14 protein-coding genes are annotated in these 15,930 nt (G+C 72.3%); 9 read left to right on the forward strand and 5 right to left on the reverse strand.

Translation table 11 applies throughout. The features are described 5' to 3' along the window. Positions 1 to 86 precede the first annotated feature (86 nt). From IEZ03_RS27255 to IEZ03_RS27275, 5 genes are read left to right on the forward strand one after another with little or no spacing between them, the layout of a single operon-like run. The gene (locus IEZ03_RS27255) at positions 87 to 1,259 is read left to right on the forward strand and encodes a DegT/DnrJ/EryC1/StrS family aminotransferase (RefSeq protein WP_184879816.1); all 1,173 of its coding nucleotides are present in this window, start codon (positions 87 to 89) and stop codon (positions 1,257 to 1,259) included. 48 nt (positions 1,260 to 1,307) lie between these two features. Beyond that, positions 1,308 to 2,018, forward strand: coding sequence for a class I SAM-dependent methyltransferase (locus tag IEZ03_RS27260; protein ID WP_184879814.1), 711 nt, complete (start codon positions 1,308 to 1,310; stop codon positions 2,016 to 2,018). Then, positions 2,015 to 3,001 carry an aldo/keto reductase gene (locus tag IEZ03_RS27265; RefSeq protein WP_229808613.1) on the forward strand — a complete coding sequence of 329 codons (987 nt, stop codon included), beginning with the start codon at positions 2,015 to 2,017 and terminating at the stop codon, positions 2,999 to 3,001. The genes IEZ03_RS27260 and IEZ03_RS27265 overlap by 4 nt, the downstream gene beginning before the upstream one ends. Positions 3,002 to 3,020: 19 nt before the next feature. Then, entirely contained in the window at positions 3,021 to 4,361 is a 1,341-nt protein-coding gene (locus IEZ03_RS27270) for an extracellular solute-binding protein (protein WP_221480540.1), read from the forward strand. 1 nt (position 4,362) lies between these two features. Further along, the gene (locus tag IEZ03_RS27275; RefSeq protein WP_184879812.1) at positions 4,363 to 5,208 is read left to right on the forward strand and encodes an SAM-dependent methyltransferase; all 846 of its coding nucleotides are present in this window, start codon (positions 4,363 to 4,365) and stop codon (positions 5,206 to 5,208) included. On the opposite strand, the gene IEZ03_RS27280 is transcribed toward IEZ03_RS27275, so the two are convergent. Beyond that, the gene (locus tag IEZ03_RS27280) at positions 5,177 to 5,815 is read right to left on the reverse strand and encodes a dTDP-4-dehydrorhamnose 3,5-epimerase family protein (RefSeq protein ID WP_184879810.1); all 639 of its coding nucleotides are present in this window, start codon (positions 5,813 to 5,815) and stop codon (positions 5,177 to 5,179) included. The two genes, IEZ03_RS27275 and IEZ03_RS27280, sit on opposite strands and share 32 nt — an antisense overlap. Continuing rightward, the gene (locus IEZ03_RS27285) at positions 5,797 to 6,486 is read right to left on the reverse strand and encodes a helix-turn-helix transcriptional regulator (protein WP_184879808.1); all 690 of its coding nucleotides are present in this window, start codon (positions 6,484 to 6,486) and stop codon (positions 5,797 to 5,799) included. The genes IEZ03_RS27280 and IEZ03_RS27285 overlap by 19 nt, the downstream gene beginning before the upstream one ends. 354 nt (positions 6,487 to 6,840) lie before the next feature. On the opposite strand from IEZ03_RS27285, the gene IEZ03_RS27290 reads away from it, so the two are divergent. Then, positions 6,841 to 7,908: a glucose-1-phosphate thymidylyltransferase gene (locus tag IEZ03_RS27290; protein WP_184879806.1), complete on the forward strand. Its 1,068-nt coding sequence runs from the start codon at positions 6,841 to 6,843 to the stop codon at positions 7,906 to 7,908. A 247-nt stretch (positions 7,909 to 8,155) separates the two neighbouring features. Then, positions 8,156 to 9,847, forward strand: a complete 1,692-nt coding sequence (locus IEZ03_RS27295; protein ID WP_184879804.1) for a (2,3-dihydroxybenzoyl)adenylate synthase — start codon at positions 8,156 to 8,158, stop codon at positions 9,845 to 9,847. Between the two features lie 173 nt (positions 9,848 to 10,020). Here the strand turns inward: IEZ03_RS27295 and rfbB are convergent, their stop codons facing one another. Then, entirely contained in the window at positions 10,021 to 11,028 is a 1,008-nt protein-coding gene (gene rfbB, locus IEZ03_RS27300; protein WP_184879802.1) for a dTDP-glucose 4,6-dehydratase, read from the reverse strand. Between the two features lie 235 nt (positions 11,029 to 11,263). Between rfbB and IEZ03_RS27305 the strand changes: the two genes are divergently transcribed. Continuing rightward, complete coding sequence (locus IEZ03_RS27305) at positions 11,264 to 11,716, forward strand: nitroreductase family deazaflavin-dependent oxidoreductase (protein WP_221480538.1); 453 nt, start codon at positions 11,264 to 11,266, stop codon at positions 11,714 to 11,716. A gap of 115 nt (positions 11,717 to 11,831) precedes the next feature. Here IEZ03_RS27305 and IEZ03_RS27310 read toward each other — a convergent pair whose 3' ends face one another. Both IEZ03_RS27310 and IEZ03_RS27315 read right to left on the reverse strand, forming a co-directional pair. Next, entirely contained in the window at positions 11,832 to 12,857 is a 1,026-nt protein-coding gene (locus tag IEZ03_RS27310) for a methyltransferase (protein WP_221480537.1), read from the reverse strand. Continuing rightward, entirely contained in the window at positions 12,854 to 14,248 is a 1,395-nt protein-coding gene (locus IEZ03_RS27315; protein WP_184879800.1) for a tryptophan 2,3-dioxygenase, read from the reverse strand. Before IEZ03_RS27315 ends, IEZ03_RS27310 begins: the two co-directional genes overlap by 4 nt. A gap of 160 nt (positions 14,249 to 14,408) precedes the next feature. Between IEZ03_RS27315 and IEZ03_RS27320 the strand changes: the two genes are divergently transcribed. After that, on the forward strand, positions 14,409 to 15,890 hold the full coding sequence (locus tag IEZ03_RS27320) for a multicopper oxidase family protein (RefSeq protein WP_184879798.1): 1,482 nt from the start codon (positions 14,409 to 14,411) through the stop codon (positions 15,888 to 15,890). The last annotated feature ends 40 nt before the right edge of the window (positions 15,891 to 15,930 follow it).

The following is a 15,930-nucleotide window of genomic DNA, read 5'->3' on the forward strand; positions in this document are numbered from 1 at the left end:
CCCGCCTGAGCAATGCAGAAGGTGCCTCCGCTTCGGCCACGCACGAGGATTCGGAAATGACGGCGCCACCGCTAGGCGGAGGAACGATGATCAATGTGTTTCAGCCGACGCTCGGCGCGGAGGAACTCGGCGCGGTGGCCGAGGTCCTCGACAGCGCCTGGCTCGGTAAGGGGCCGCGAGTCGCAGAGTTCGAGCGGGCTTTCGCCGAACATCTGGGCGTCCCCGCCGACCGTGTCGTCACGGTCAATTCGTGTACCGAGGCATTGTTCCAGGCCATGGAGTTACTGGGCGTCGGCCCCGGTGACGAGGTGGTGCTGCCCAGCATCAGTTTCGTGGGCGCCGCCAACGCGATCGCCGCGCGGGGGGCGCGGCCGGTCTTCTGCGACGTCGACCCCCGGACCCTGAACCCCACCGCCGACCATGTGGCCGCCGCCCTGGGCCCGCGCACCCGCGCCGTGGTCATCCTGCACTACGGCGGCCGCCCCGGGTCGGTGCTGGAGATCGCCGAGCTGTGCCGCGACCGGGGCGTCCCGCTGGTCGAGGACGCCGCCTGCTCGGTGGCGTCGCGGGCGGGCGACGACCCGTGCGGCGTCATCGGGGACATCGGGGTGTGGAGCTTCGACAGCCAGAAGATCGTGGTGACCGCCGACGGCGCGATGCTGTCGGCGCGCGACCCGGAGCTGGTGGCCGCCGCCCGGAAGCACACCTACCTGGGTCTGGAGAGGTTCAGCGGCTACACGAGCGCCAAGGTCGCGGACACCCGCTGGTGGGACATCGAGGTCACGTCCTTCTCCCGGCGCTCGATCATGAACGACCTGCAGGCCGCGCTCGGCCTGGTGCAGCTGCGCCGCCTCGGCGGGTTCCTGGAGCGGCGGGCCGAGATCGCCGCCGCCTACGACCGCGAGCTGGCGGGGCTGGCCGGCATGCAGACGCCGCCGCCGCTCCCCGACGGCCACACCTCGTCCTTCTACCTGTACTGGGTGCAGGTGGACGAAGCCGTCCGCGACGCCCTGGCCCGCGACCTGTACGCCGACGGCGTCTACACCACGTTCCGCTATCCCGCCCTGCACCTGGTGAAGGCGTACGGCTCGGACGCCCGGCTGCCCGGCGCGGAGGCGGCGGCCGCCCGCACCCTGTGCCTGCCGCTGCACCAGGGGCTGTCGGACGGCGACGTCGAGGTGACGATCGCCGCGGTGCGCAGTTCGGTGCGGCGACGTTCGGGCCGCCTCCCGCCGCCACCCTCCGCGACCACCGCCTAGCGACCACCGCCTAGCGACCGCGCACCGCCGAGATCGGAGGGCCCCGCCGTGTACACAGCCGACTTCGCCGACGTCTACGAACTCGTCTACCAGGTGCGCGGAAAGGACTGGACGGCCGAGGCCGAGCGGATCCTCGCGGTGGTCCGCGAGCGGGCGCCGGAGGCGGACCGCCTGCTGGACGTGGCCTGCGGCACCGGCGCCCATCTGGAGGTGTTCGCCCGGCACCTCGGCCACGTCGAGGGCGTGGAGCTCGCCGAGCCGATGCGGGAGGTGGCCGCGCGCCGGCTCCCCGGGGCGCCCGTCCACCGGGGCGACATGCGCGACTTCCGGCTGGACGGGGTCTTCGACGCGGTGACGTGCCTGTTCAACTCGATCGGCTACATGACGACCGTCGCCGAGCTGCGCGCCGCGATCGGGTCGATGGCCCGCCACCTGCGGCCCGGCGGGGTGCTGGTGGTCGAGCCGTGGTGGTTCCCCGAGCGGTTCATCGACGGGTACCTCACCGCGGACGCCGGGTCGGCGGACGACCGCGTGGTGGCCCGCGTCTCGCACACCAGGCGCGAGGGGCGCCGCACCCTGCTGGACTCGCGCTACCTGGTGGCGGGCCCCGACGGGATCAGCGAACTCGCGCATCTTCACGAGCTCACCCTCTTCACGAAGGCCGAGTACCTGGCGGCGTTCGAGGACGCGTCGTGCATCACGGAGTTCATCGAGGGCGGCCTGACCGGGCGCGGCCTGTTCGTCGGGATCCGGAAATGACGGCGATGCGGTACGAGCGGCTTGGCCGCACGGCGCTGCGGGTCAGCAGGCTGTGCCTGGGCACGCTCAACCTCGGGGTGCGCACCTCGCTGGAGGACGCCGCGCGCCTGATGGACCTGGCCCTCGACCACGGGATCAACTACTTCGACACCGCCAACCACTACGGCTGGCAGGTCCGCCGCGGCCTGACCGAGGAGATCATCGGGGACTGGTTCGCCGGGGGCGACCAGCGCCGCGACAAGGTCGTGCTGGGCACCAAGGTGTGCAACCCCATGAGCGACTGGGCGAACGACAGCGGCTTGTCGGCGCGGCACATCATCGCGTCCTGCGAGGCGTCGCTGCGGCGGCTGCGCACGGACTGGATCGACGTCCTGCACATGCACAACGTGGATCCCACGGCGCCCTGGGACGAGGTCTGGCAGGCCATGGAGACCCTGGTCGCGCAGGGCAAGATCCGCTACGTGGGCTCGTCGAACTTCGCGGGCTGGAACATCGCCGCGGCGCAGGAGACCGCCGCGCGCCGCAACTTCCTGGGCATCGTCGCCGAGCAGTGCAACTACAACCTGTTCACGCGGGACGTGGAGCGGGAGGTGATCCCGGCGGCGCGGGCGTACGGCGTCGGGGTGGTGGCATGGTCGCCCCTGCACGGCGGGCTGCTCGGCGGCGCCCTGCGCAAGCTGGCCGACGGCACGGCCGTGAAGAGCGCGCAGGGCCGGGCCATGGTGGCGCTGCAGGAGCACCGCCAGGTCGTCGCCGACTACGAGGAGCTCTGCGCCGGACTCGGCCTGGACCCCGCCGCGGTGGCGCTGGCGTGGGTGCTGTCCCGGCCGTCGCTGACCGCCGCGGTGATCGGGCCGCGCACCGCCGCCCACCTGGAGAGCGCGGTGCGCGCGATGGAGACGCCGCTCCCCGCCGGCACGTGCGACCGGCTCGAAGCCGTTTTCCACCCGCGCCGGGAGGCCGCCGGCATTCCCGTGAGCTGAGCAGAACGGAGTGAGGACCGTGGACGGACAGGACGACGAGCCGATCGACATCCATGTGTGGCTCGCGGAGCATCCCTTCCCGAACTACTACGGGGAGACGTTCCTGGAGCCGATGCGGCGGGTGGCCGACGCCTTCACCAAGGCCCATCCCGGCTACCGGGTGGTGCTGCGCGGGATGGACTACCGGGAGATCGCCGAGGCCGTCGCGGACGCGGTGGCGCAGGGCGAGCCGCCGCATCTCGCCGAGTACTACGCCACCGCGGCGCAGCTGGCCATGGACACCCTGACGCCCGAGGGCCGGCCGTACTTCACGCCGATCGGCCCGGCCATCGGCGACCGGGCGGAGATCCTCGGCGAACCGGTGGTCGTGGACGCCGTCGAGCCGGTGGCGCGCGACTTCTTCAGCCACCGCGGCGAACTGCTGTGCCTGCCGGTGACCGTGACGACGACCGTGCTGCTGTGCAACAAGACGATGCTGGACGCGGCCGGCGTCCCGGTGCCGCGGACCTGGGGCGAGCTGGAAGCGGCGTGCGAGGCCGTCACCGCGCTGGACACCGGTCCGGCGCACGGCGTCACCTGGCCGAACCACGGCTGGCTTTTCCAGCAGGCGGTGGCCCTGCAGGGCGGTGTCCTCACCGACCACGACAACGGCCACGACGGACGGGCCGAGACGGTCGACCTCGCCTCCGCGGAGGTGCTCGCCTGGGCCGAGTGGTGGCGGCGGCTCAGTGACAAGGGCCTGTACCGGCGCTGCGAGGACTGGCCGGACGGCTTCGGGGCGTTCGCCTCCCAGGAGGTGGCGTTCACGCTCAGCTCGTCCAAGCTGACGCACGACTTCGTCCTCGCCGGCGAGGAGGCGGGCTTCGAGGTGTGCGCGGCGGCGATGCCGCACAACGAGGCCGTCCCCCGCGCGGGCAACGTCATCTCCGGGCACGGGCTGTGGCTGGCCGGCGGCCTGGACGAGGCGCGCCGCGAGGGCGCGCTCGCCTTCTCCCAGTTCCTGGTCAACGCGCGGAACGCGGCCGAATGGCACCGGGCCGTGGGGTTCCTGCCCGTCACCCGCGAGGCCCGGGACCTGCTGGAGGGCGAGGGCTGGTTCGACCGGCACCCCCACCAGCGGGTTCCCGGCGAGGCGCTCGCCGCCTCGGCCCGCACCCCCGCCACCGCGGGGACGCTGGCCGGCGACTTCGCCGGGATCCAGTACGCGATGACCCGCGCCATGGACGACGTGCTGGACGGCGCCGACCCGCGGGAGCGGTTCGCGCGGGCCACCGCCGAGGCGCAGCGGCTGCTCGACGCGCACAACGCGGCGTGCCTGCCGCCGGATCCGCGCACGCCCACCCGCCTGGAGGTGTACTGACATGGCCACGCAGCCCACGCGGGAGGACCGGCTCGCGCCCGCCGAGATCGGCCGCCACTACGACGAGGTCTCCCCTATAGGGGACGAACTCCGCGACGGCCAGTTACACATGTGGTACTGGTACGGCGACGAGGACGACGCGCCGCTGGAGGAGGCCGTCCAGCGGATCAGCCACAAGGTGACCGGCACGCTGGGGCTGCGTCCCGGGGAACGCGTGCTGGACGCCGGATGCGGACCCGGCGAGACGGCGGTCCGCCTGGCCCGCGATCTCGGGGTCCACGTCACGGGCATCACGCTGAGCGCCTTCGAGGTCGCCAAGGCCACCAGCCGGGCGGAGGCGGCCGGCGTCGCCGACCGGGCGCACTTCCGCTACGGCGACTACACCGCGATCCCCTACCCGGACGGCTCCTTCGACGCGATCCTGGCGCTGGAGTCCCTGCTCAACGGCGACGACCTCGACAAGGCGCTGCGCGAGTTCCACCGGGTGCTGCGCCCCGGCGGGCGGGTGGCGCTGTCGGACTTCAGCCTGGAGTCGGCGCGCGAGCCGGACCGGATCGAGACCTTCAAGACCGGCCTGCGGCTGGGGGCGCTGCCCACCGTCCCCGAGTGGCTGGAACGGGTCCGCGCGGCGGGCTTCCAGGTCGAGGAGTACACGCAGTGCGGCCCCCGCGTCTTCGGCATGAAGACCAAGTACGTCACGACGGCGATGAAGCGGCGGGCGGAGATCGCCGAGCGGTTCGGCGATTCGGCGGTCCGCGAGTACGCGGACGGCTACCGGAGCTTCTTCGTCCCCCGGAAGGACCAGATCGGTTACATCATCGTGGCCGCGCGCAAGCCCGCTCGCTGAGCTCGGCGTCGATCTCCGCGCAGCGGTCATAGGACGGGAGCAGGCCCTCGGCCCCCGCCCGCGCCAGGGTGGGGGCCGCGCGGTCCCGTGCCGACAGCACGGGGCCGGAGCCGTTCGGCCGGGACAGGTCGGGCAGAGGCAGCCGGAGCTCGGGGTCCAGTGGCGACAGGGCCAGTTCGTTCGCGGGCACGTAGGACGCGGACAGCAGGTAGTTCATCACGGTGCCGTCGCGGAGCGCGACGAACGCGTGGCCGACCCCGACGGGTATGTACAGCGCCCGGAAGTCGCGCTGGTCGAGTCGTGTGGCAACGGTTCGCCCGAACGTGGGGGAACCGACCCTGATGTCCACCAGGATGTCGAGCGCCTCTCCCCGGGAGCAGTAGACGTACTTGGCGGCGCCCGGTGGTGTCGCGGTGTAGTGCACACCGCGCACCACGCCGCGGCGCGATTCGGTGTGCAGCGTCTGCGCGACCGGGAACAGCGGCCGGCCGCGCGCGACCACGAGGGCCTCCTCCTGGTAGTGGGAGACGAGGAGGCCGCGATCGTCCCGGAAGACCCTCGGCGAGAACTCCAGGACGCCCTTCACCGCTAGCTCACGGGCGTCCACACGTTCCCCTGAGCCTCCTGGACCTCCGCGGAGACCAGGCCGTCGGTGAGGGCGACCGCGACGGCCTGCGTCCGGTTGGGGCAGTTGAGCTTGGCCAGGATGTTGGAGACGAGGCGCTTCACCCCGTGCCGCGAGATGAGCAGCTGGCGGGCGATCTGCTGGTTGCTGAGCCCCTTGACGAGCAGGACCAGGACCTGGCGCTCCCTGGGGGTGAGGTTGCGCCCTGTCAGCGGCCTGTCCCAGGTGTCCTGCCGTGCCCTGGCCAGCAGGTGGTTGGCGAGGACGGGCGGCATCGGGGTGTCCCCGAGGGTGACCCGGTCGATGGCGGCGCTCAGCGAGGCGGAGGTGAGGTCGTCTTGGACGAGGAAGCCGTTGCTGGGAATGGAGGTGACCACATCGATCATCTTGTCGTGCTCGCGGTCGAGCAGGATCAGTACCTTCTTGCCGCGGTGCCAGGCGTCCGCGGCGAGGCTCGCCAGGGCACTGGACGGGAGGTCGCCGAACCGCAGGACGAGGATGTCGAACCCGTCGTCGGGCGGCACCGGCGCGACCGGCGAGATGTGGTTCCACACCCGCACGTCGTGCACCGCCCGAAGCGACCTCAGCATCACCGTCAGCCCGCGACGCACACACTCGTTGCGCACGACCAGCGCCACCTGAAATGTCTTCACAGGCTTCCTAATGGCTATTTGCTGCCCCATGCCCCCTGATTTCCTTCCACCCAGAAGGGGTCGCGCATCAATCGATCGCCCGGTTTCTACCGGAACGACCCATGAGCAACATAAGAGCGGTATTAGGCGCTGACAAGAAGGCCGCCCGGAGGGGGGAGCACCGGGTATCGAAAGGCGTAGGGCGGACGCGCCCCCTTGATCATGCCGGCGGCGGTCCGGTAGCCGCGCGACGACGATAGGTGATCACACCGGACCCGCGCATCCCGGACCCGGCGCATGCGCACGGGAAAAGAAGATCCCCGCGTATCCGCGTCGTCATCATGGGGTGTCAGCCGCGGGCAGGAGATGCGAACCATGAAGGCACTGATCTTATCCGGGGGGACGGGCTCCCGCCTGCGCCCCCTCAGCCACTCCACGCCGAAGCAACTCGTGCCGGTGCTCAACCGGCCCGTCCTGGAACACGTACTGGACAACGTCCGCGAGCTGGGCATCACCGAGATCGGGCTCATCGTCGGCGCCGGCGACCGCGCCGTCCCCCGGGCCATCGGGGACGGCGCCCGGTTCGGCGCGCGGATCACCTACCTCCCGCAGGACCGGCCGAGCGGCCTGGCCGACTGCGTGCGGATCGCCCGGCCCTTCCTGGGCGGGGACGACTTCGTCATGTACCTCGGCGACAACATGCTCCCCGAGGGGATCGCCGACTGCGCGGCGCGGTTCCGCGCCGAGCGCCCGGCCGCCCAGCTCGTCCTCAAGCGGGTGGCCGACCCGACCGCCTTCGGGGTCGCCGAGCTGGACGGGACCGGCCGGGTGCTGCGGCTGACCGAGAAGCCGCGGGAGCCGCGCAGCGACCTCGCCATGATCGGCGTCTACTTCTTCACCGCCGCGATCCATGCCGCGGTGGCGGCCATCGCCCCCAGCCCGCGCGGCGAACTGGAGATCACCGACGCCGTCCAGTGGCTGGTCGACCGGGGCGAGCCGGTCGGCGCCACCGAGTACGCGGGCTACTGGAAGGACATCGGGCGGATCGAGGACGTGCTGGACTGCAACCGCTGGATGCTCGCCCGGCAGACGGGGAGCGTCGCGGGCGAGGTCGACCCGGCGAGCACGGTGGCCGAGGACGTGGTGGTGGAGCGGGGCGCCCGCGTGCTGCGGTCCCGGATCGACGCGCCGGCCCTCGTCGGCGCCGGTTCGGTGATCGAGGACAGCCATGTCGGGCCGGGCTCGGCCATCGGCCGGGACTGCCTCGTCAAGTCCACCCGGCTGCTCGACTCGGTCGTCCTGGACGGCGCCTCGATCTCCCACGTCAGCGGGCTGCGATCGTCCCTGATCGGCCGCGGCGCCACGATCGGCCGCAGCCGCGACGACCGGGAGCTGCACCGCCTCATCGTCGGCGACGACACCCGCACCGAGATCGCCGCGTAGCGGCCGGCTCCGCCGCTGCTCCCGGTGACCGCCGGCGGCGCCGCGGCCGGGGCCGGGCGGCCCGGACGGACGAACCGCGAAACCCGGACGACATAAGGGCCATAAAGTCAATGCGCCGCCGCGGGAACGAACAATTCAGCAATTCTGAAGAAACTCTTCAAGTGCGCCCTTCCTACGATCGACGCAAGAACCGGAGCCGACGTTTCTGGTTCCCGTTCCGGACCACCGCGGTGCAGGGAGGAAGGCCATGACGACAATTCCTATAACGCCGAGCCGGGAGGGCATGGTGCCCTATCCGGCGGATGTGGTCGAACGGTACCGGGCGGCGGGTCATTGGGAGCGGCGGCCGCTCGCGGACTACCTGCTCGACGTCGCCGACCGCACTCCCGACGCCCTCGCCCTGGTCGACGGGGACGTGCGGCTGACCCACCGGGACCTGATGGTGCGCGCCGACGGCGCCGCGATGCGCCTGCGCGAGCTGGGGCTGCGGCCCGACGACCGGATCCTGGTGCAGCTGCCCAACGGCTGGGAACTGATCGTCCTCATCGTGGCCTGCCTGCGGCTCGGCGCGATCCCGGTGCTGGCGCTGACCGCGCACCGCCAGCACGAGCTGGACCACCTGGTGGAGCGGGCCGAGGCGCGGGCGATCGCGGTGCCCGACACCCTGGCCGGCTTCGACCACCAGGGCATGGCCCGGGTGATCGCCAGCCGCGCGCCCACCGTCGAGCAGGTGCTGGTGTCGGGCGAGGAGGTCCGCACGGGCAGCGTGGACCTGCGCGCGCTGCTGCGTCCCGCGGACGACCCGGCGGGCGCCCGCGCCGCGCTCGACGCGATCACCCCGGACCCGCTGTCGGCCGCGCTGATGCTGCTGTCGGGCGGGACGACGGGGCAGCCGAAGCTGATCGCCCGCACCCACGAGGACTACGGCTGCTACGTCCGCAGCATCGTCGACGTGTGCCTGCTGACCTCGGACAGCGTCTACCTCACCCTCCTGCCGCTGGGACACAGCCTCCCCCTCGGCACCGCCCTGGCCGCCCTCGTCGCCGGGGGCCGCGTGGTCCTGGAGGCCACGCCCGCACCGGAACGGGCGTTCGCGACGATCGAGCGGGAACGGGTCACGGCGACCGCGCTGGTCCCCGCGGTCGCGCAGCGCTGGCTGGAGCACCGCCTCGTCGACACCGACAGCGACCTGAGCTCGGTGGAGCTGATGCTGGTCGGCGGTGCCCGGCTGCCCGACAGCCTGGCCGAGCGGATCGCGCCCGCGCTCACCCGGAACCTGCAGCAGGGGTACGGGATGGGCGAGGGCGGCGCCTGCCTCACCCGGGTCGGCGACCCGTCCGACATCATCTGGCACACCCAGGGCCGGCCGATGTGCGCGGGCGACGAGCTCCTGCTGGTCGGCGAGGACGGCGAGCCGGTCCCCGACGGCGAGCCCGGGGAGCTGCTCACCCGCGGCCCGTGCACGATCCGCGGCTACTACCGGGCCCCCGAGCACAACGCCGGGGCGTTCACCGCGGACGGCTGGCTGCGCACGGGGGACGTCGTCCGGATCCGCCCGGACGGATACCTCGTCGTCGAGGGCCGGGAGAAGGACCTCATCAACCGCGGCGGCGAGAAGATCTCGGCCGAGGAGGTCGAGAACTTCGCCTACCAGGTGGACGGGGTCAGCCAGGCGGCGCTGGTCGCGATGCCCGACCCGGTCCTGGGCGAGCGCGCCTGCCTCTACGTGGTGCCCCGCCCCGGGGCGCTGGTCCGGCTGGAGGACGTCGAGGAGGTCATCACGCGGGCCGGCGCGGCCCGGTACAAGGTCCCCGAGCGGCTGGTCGTGGTGGACGAGCTGCCCAGCACCAACATCGGAAAGATCGACAAGAAGGCGCTGCGCGCCGACATCGCCCAGCGCCTGGACGCCGAACGGCTCACCGCGCCCGCCGCGTCCTGAACCGCAGGGACGGCCAAGGGCTCGCTGGACAGCTTCGACCGGCCGGCGATCCGGCTGGCCGAGACCTGCTGACCGGGCGGGGAGCGGTGCGGGCCGGTGGGCGGACGCGGGTCCGCCGGCCCGCACCGCTTCCGCGGTGCGGGCCGGTCCAGGCCCGTGCCGGCCGGGCGGCGTCAGGCGGCGAGGCCGTCGCGGCTGGCGAGCATCGCGCGCGTCCGCAGCGGCTCCCACCACGACCGGTTGTCGCGGTACCACTCGATGACCGAGCGCAGGCCCTCCGCGAAGCCGATCCGCGGCACGAACCCCAGCTCTTCGCGGATCTTCGTGGCGTCCAGCGAGTACCGCCGGTCGTGCCCCAGCCGGTCGGTGACGTGCTCCACCCGGTCCCAGCCGGCGCCGCAGGCGTCCAGCAGCAGCCCGGTGATCTCGCGGTTGCTCAGCTCGTCCCCGCCGCCGATGTGGTAGACCTCTCCCGCCCGTCCCTCCCGCAGGACGAGCTGGATGGCGCGGCAGTGGTCGGAGACGTGCAGCCAGTCGCGGCGGTTCTCACCGTCGCCGTACAGCGGCACCGGCAGCCCGTCCAGCAGGTTGGTCACGAACAGCGGGATCAGCTTCTCGGGGAACTGGTACCACCCGTAGTTGTTGGTGCAGCGGGTGACGACGACGTCCATGCCGAACGTGCGGTGGAACGAGAGCGCCATGAGGTCGGAGCCCGCCTTGGTGGCCGCGTAGGGAGCCGTGGGGTCCACCGGCGACTCCTCCGTCCACGACCCCTGGTCGATGGATCCGTAGACCTCGTCGCTCGACACGTGCACGAACCGGCGCACGCCGTGCCGCAGCGCCGCCTCCAGGAGCACCTGGGTGCCCAGCACGTTGGTCCGGACGAACCGCCCCGGCCCGGAGATCGAGCGGTCGACGTGCGTCTCCGCGGCGAAATGGACGATCACCTCGTGCCCCCGCACCGTCTCGTCGACCACGGCGGGATCGCAGATGTCGCCGTGCACGAACCGGTAGCCGGGCCGATCCGCGACGGGCGCGAGGTTCGCGGGGTTGCCCGAGTACGTCAGCGCGTCCAGGACCGTGATCCGGTCGTCCCCGGAACCGGGCAGCTGGCCGCGCAGCCCGGCGCGCACGAATTCCGAGCCGATAAACCCCGCGCCGCCCGTCACAAGAATGTTCACCGGACCGCCCCGCAGACCACCGTGGAATCGCCAATCGCTCGCATCGACATCTCCTTCACTTTCCGGCACCTGGCCTGGCCGGGCGGCCTCTCCCAATCTTGCGGGCCCGGAAAAACGTGCCGCATCTCCACGAATGCGTCCAGCACGGCCCGCCGGAAACGCCATTTTGGGAGATGCACGGCCCGGCGTGCCGCGTGACCGTTGAACAGCGAGACCGATTTCTCAAGGAGGCAGCGTGGAAACCAGTCACCAGCCGGCGTCCGCCACGTCGGCGACGATCACCTACCGCAGGCCGCCCTGGTGGCTGCGCTCCATCGTGAGCCGTATCGCCCCGCGCATCTTCCGCGACGACATCGCCATGCTGTCGGTGCGCGGGCGCACGAGCGGCAAGGTCCGGTCCGTGCCGGTCGTGGTCCTGCGCTTCCAGGGCGAGCGCTACCTGGTCACGCCCTACGGGGAGGCCCACTGGGTGCGGAACCTGCGCGCCGCGGGCGGCGTGGGAACCCTGACGATGCGCGGTCAGGCGCAGCCGTTCACCGCGGTCGAGATCCCGCCGCAGGACCGCCAGCCGATCCTGCACGCCTACCTGCGCGAGTACGGCAGCAGGCCCACCGTGGCCCGCACCTTCGCCCAGATCCCCGAAGCGGCCGACCACCCGACCTTCCGCATCATGGAGACCCGCTCCTAGGCGGGACGGCGGCCGGCGGGTCCCGGAGAACGCCCCCGGGCGGACGGTCGTCCGCCGGGGGCGCCGCCGTCGGGCCGTCGCTCGGTCGGGGGGTGGTCGGCCGGTCGTGGGACGGTCAGCCGGTCGTGGGGCGGGCCTCGATCAGCGCGGACCGGGCCCAGTGCCCGATCCGCTCCACCTCGAACCCGGCCGCGGCCAGCAGCGCCCGCCAGGCGCCCTCACCGCGTTCGCGTCCGCCGAGCAGCACCAGCATGTGCAGGTCGAGCAGCTTGGCCGGGTGGGGGACGGCGTCGTCGGGGACGACCTGTTCGAGGATGAGCAGCCGGGCGTGCCCCGGCATCGCCTCGCGGCACCGGCGCAGGATCTCCGTCGCCCTGGCGTCGTCCCAGTCGTGCAGAATCTGGGCGAGCACGTACACGTCCCCGCCCTCGGGGACCGCGCGGAAGAAGTCGCCGCCCACCACCTGGCAGCGGTCCCGCACGTCGGCGTCCGCCAGCACGAGGCCGTCGTCCTCCACCACGTGCGGCAGGTCGTACAGCACGCCCTGGAGGCCGGGCGTCCGGGACAGGAGCATGTTCAGCAGCCGTCCGTTGCCGCCGCCCACATCGACCACGGTGGCCACGCCGGACCAGTCGCGCTCCAGCAGCGGCCGCAGCCGCAGGTCGACCAGGCCGGCCTGCGCCGCGTTGAAGGTCGCGGACGCCTCCGGGCGCTCGCTCAGCCAGTCGAACATGGGCTTGCCGAACACCACGTCGAAGGCCGGCTCGCCGGTGCGCAGCGAATGCGTCGCCGCCGACCACGCCTGGTAGGCGTCGCCGGCCATCAGCGTGACGAAGTGGCGCAGCGACCCCGGCGCGTCCCGGCGCAGCAGGGCGCCCATCGGCGTCAGCGCGAAGGTGCCGGCGGGCTCCTCCACGAACAGTCCCTCGGCGGTGAGCACGCGCAGGAACCTGCGCAGCGCGTCGGGGTCCGCGCCGGTCCGCTCGGCGAGCCGCGCGGCGTCGGCCGGTCCGTCCACCAGTTCCTCGACGACGTCCAGCTCGGTCACGGCGAAGATCGCCTGGGACACCAGGTAGCCCATGATCTTCAGCCGGAGCAGGCCGTTGTCGTCGTTGTGCCCGGCCATCGCGGGTCCCTTCATCCGGCCGCCCGTTCCCAGGCCGCGTCGTGCAGCCCCGGGAAGAGCGGGATCTCCGCCGTGCCCTTGAGGTAGTCGGCGCCCGAGGTGCCGCCGGTGCCCGGCACCGAACCGATGATCTTGCGGGTGATGCCCCAGTGCGTGCGCTTCATGGCCCGCCAGCCCCGGTCCAGGCGCAGCATCGCCTCCGCCACCGGCCGCATCGCGTCGGGGCCCAGGTCCGCGAGCCGGGCGTCGAACGCCTCCTGCAGCGTCGGGCCGGTGATCACGACCGGCGCCGTCCGGGCGTCGGTCGCGGCGGGCGGCCGGACCGCGCTGAGCCGCTCCACCTGCCGGTACGCGCGCGACTGCACGGCGCTGCGCCCGTCGGTGTGCGCCCGGATATGCGCGAACGCCGGGCGCGACATCGTGGTCAGCACCCGGAAGAGGACCGGGGTGGCCGCCACCCGCCGGCCCGCGTCGTCCAGTTCGCCCGCCGCCGCCACCGGGTCCCCGTCCAGCAGGGCGGCGACCGCCCGCTCCAGGCACCGGAACATCTGCCGGTAGACGATCTCGAAGATCTGCACGCTGCGGATGAACATGATCTCGTCGTGCAGCGGGGTGGTGGGCAGCATCGCGCTCTCCACCGTGCGCCGGACCGGCGCGGGCACCCGGTCCAGGACGTCCTGGCCGCGCAGCCGCGCCCAGCCCGCCAGCGCGGTGTCGTCGCGGCCGATCCGCCGGCCGCCCCGGGAGTCCAGCGCGACGCCGACCGCACCCGCCGCCAGGGGCGCCAGCTCGGCCGCGCGGGCGAGCGCCTGGAGCGTCGCGTGGGTGCGGACGCGCTGCGGATGCGCGCCGGGGTCGGCCGCGAGCGCCTCCCCCTCGACGATCAGCAGGTCCGACAGCAGCGCCACCAGCTCGGCGTCGTGGACGGTGTCGGCGTCCGCCCCCGGGTACTCGTCCGCGAGCCGCTCCAGCACCGGCATGTTGACGTAGGAGTCGTAGTCGCCGTCGTCCTGGTCGAAGGTGCTCGGCAGCCAGTCGGCGAGCAGGCGCTCGGGCAGCGTCCGCGGCGCCGGAAGCCGGGCGTGGACCTCGCGCAGCGCCTCCACCAGCGCCGGGTCCGCGTAGGTGCGGCCGTGGTGGCGGTACCGCTCGACGACCTCCCGGTAGGGGAACGCCTCGGCCCGTCCCCGGGCCGCGGGGTCACCGGGCGGGCCGAGCCATCGGGCGACCCGGTCGAGGACGCCGCGGGCCGTCCGGTCCGGCACGTCCGTCCTGGTGCTGTGCACGCTGCGGCCGCCGACGCCGACGTGCGGCGGCCACTGTGGCGCGGTCCGGGCGAGTGACCGCGCGATCGCTAATCGTCCCGTGCCGTCGCGGTCGGACGGCAGTTGCTCCCGCGCTCCCATGACCACCAGCGTGGTCGCGATGAGCCGGAACGGCTTCTCTTCTCGTGCCGTTACGTCGACACCGCGAAATACCGGCGACAAATAACGCATTCTGCGAGAAATCGGGTGTCAGTAAAGGTGTGAGGATCTGCTCTCACATACTGGACCTCCAGGGGGAACCATGCTGGACAGAAGGAAAATACTCACGATCGGCGGTGTCGCCGGCGCCGCGTCGGTCATGCCGCTGGCGCGGCTCGCGCACGGCGATTCCACCGAGAACGGCGTGCGCAATGCGACCTCGCACCACCACCATGGCGGCAAGGTGACGACCCGGTCGGTCGCCGCCAACGCGGCGCCGCCCCTGGACCCGTTCTCGGTCCCCATGCCCGTTCCCCAGGTGCTGAGGCCGTCCTACCGGACCTCGAAGCTCGACCAGTACGTGCTGGACATCCAGCCCGCCAACGTCGAGATCTTCCCCGGCTTCAAGACGGCCGCGCTCACCTACGGAGGGACGTTCGTCGGCCCCACCATCCTGGCCACGGAGGGCCGGGCGATCCAGATCAAGTACCGCAACCGGCTGAAGGAAGACGCCAACGTCCACCTGCACGGCGGGCACAACCCGGCGTCCAGCGACGGCCACCCGATGGACGTGATCCCGGCCGGCGGCTCCAAGGTGTACACGTACCCGAACCGGCAGCCCGGGGCCACGCTGTGGTACCACGACCACGTCCACCACCTGGAGGCCGAGCACGTCTTCCGCGGCCTGCACGGCTTCTACCTGCTCAAGGGGTATGACGAGGCGCGGCTGAACCTGCCCTCCGGCGAGTACGACGTGCCCATCATGCTGCGGTACGGCAAGTTCGACGAGGACGGCCAGATCCTGTTCAGCCCCTACGACGATGTCAGCACGCGCACCACGTTCCTGGTGAACGGCCGGCCCCAGCCGTACTTCAAGGTGGCCGCGCGCCGATACCGGTTCAGGCTGCTCAACGCCTCGAACCACGGCGACTTCAAGGTGAACCTGGGCGGCCGGGAGATGGTCCAGATCGCCTCCGACGGGGGCCTGCTGCCCGCACCCGTGTCGCGCAAGGAGGTGCTGATCACGCCGGGCGAGCGCGCCGAGGTGGTGGTCGACTTCTCCGACGTGCCCGTCGGCTCCAGCGTGGTCCTGGAGAGCGAATGGGGGCCGGTGATGCGGTTCGACGTCGACCGGCGCGGGTTCGACACCGGCGGGCCGCCCGCCGTGCTGCGGCCGAACCCGACGCTGCCCAAGCCCACCGTCGAGCGCGAGATCCGGATGCAGCTGTCCGACGACCAGCAGGTGTTCTGGATCAACGGCAAGCCCTTCGACCCCGACCGGGTGGACGTGCGGATCAAGCGGGGCACCACCGAGGTCTGGCGCATCTACAACGACGACTCCGACTGGGGCATCGACCACAACTTCCATCTGCACATGGTCCGCTTCCGCGTGCTGGACCGGGACGGCGCGCCGCCGTGGCCGGGCGAGTCCGGCCTGAAGGACACCGTGTCGGTGCCGCCGGGCACCTCGGTGCGGGTGCAGGCGACGTTCGGCGAGCACCTGGGCCGCTTCGTCTACCACTGCCACATGATGGAGCACTCCGGGCCGTTCCAGATGATGGCCCAGATGGAGATCGTCCAATAGGCCGCCGCCGGCTCCCGCAGGGCGAAACGGGTCCGCCCGC

This window comes from Actinomadura livida, assembly GCF_014648675.1.
In the GTDB taxonomy this organism is placed as follows: Bacteria; Actinomycetota; Actinomycetes; order Streptosporangiales; family Streptosporangiaceae; genus Spirillospora; species Spirillospora livida.